Annotated in this window: 1 protein-coding gene; it reads left to right on the forward strand. The window is 56.1% G+C overall.

What is annotated here, in order from left to right; translation table 11 throughout:
* The coding region (locus L5L98_RS22185; RefSeq protein WP_263143573.1) for a hypothetical protein at positions 1–1193 on the forward strand (1193 nt) is incomplete at both ends.

Here is a 1193-nt window from a genome sequence, read left to right on the forward strand (position 1 = left end):
CGGCCAGCTGGGACAACTCTGCCATTGGCGACGATAACAGCGATACTATCAGTGCTGCAACGGTCGACTTCAGCCAGTTTGGTGGGGGTGCCGCTGTGGTGGCAAGCAATAACAGTGGCACTTGGACGGCTACTTATACCTTGGTAGCAGGCGCCATCGATGCCTCCAATCTTAATGTGTCAGTCACTGCGACGGATAATGCAGGCAATACCAGAACCCAGGCCGATAGCAGCAATGCCGTTGTGGATAATGTGGTGCCAGCGGTAACCAGTGTTGGTGTTCCGGCCAATGCGACTTATGGAGAAGGGCAAAACCTCGATTTTACCGTCAATACCAGTGAAGCGATTACCGTCGACACCGGGGGGGGCACGCCACGTATTGCACTGACGATCGGTGCTGACACTGTGTACGCCAGTTACCTTTCCGGCACTGGCAGCAGTGCGGTCATTTTCCGCTATACGGTACAGAGTGGGGATCTCGATACCGATGGGATCGCGGTCGCGGGATCGATAGAAGCCAATGGCGGCACCTTAAAAGAGGGCTCGGGTAATACGCTGAACTCAGTGTTAAATTCGATTGGCAGTACCACGGCGGTCTTAGTGGATGCTGTGCCGGTTGAGCCTGTCGTGACCGATGGCAATATCAGCATTTCCGGTGCATCGGGTACGGGGGGCGCCTATAAAATTGGCGATACGGTTACCGCAACCTGGAACAATACCGCAGGCGGCGATAATAATGCCGATCTTACCGGCGTTACCGTAGATTTCTCACAGTTTGGCGGCGGTGCGGCCGTGGTTGCCAGCAACAGCAGTGGCACTTGGACGGCGACTTATACTATTACCGCGGGCGGCATCGATGCCGGTAATCGCAATGTCAGCATCACGGCCACCAATGCGGTCGGCCCCACCACCACGGCCGATACCAGCAATGCCATCGTCGACAGTATAGCGCCGACCGTCAGCAATGCCTTCATTGGCATTTCCGGTGCGACCGGAACCGGAGGCGCCTACAAGATTGGCGATACGGTCACTGCCAGCTGGGACAACTCCGCCTTTGGCGACGATAACAGCGATACCATCAGTGCCGCGACTGTCAACTTCAGCCAATTTGGTGGTGGTGCAGCCGTTGCAGCAACTAACAGTAGTGGTACTTGGACTGCAACCTACACGATAGTGGCTGGTGCGATTGACACC

It is taken from the genome of Shewanella sp. SM23, assembly GCF_025654295.1.
Taxonomy (GTDB): Bacteria; Pseudomonadota; Gammaproteobacteria; order Enterobacterales; family Shewanellaceae; genus Shewanella; species Shewanella oncorhynchi.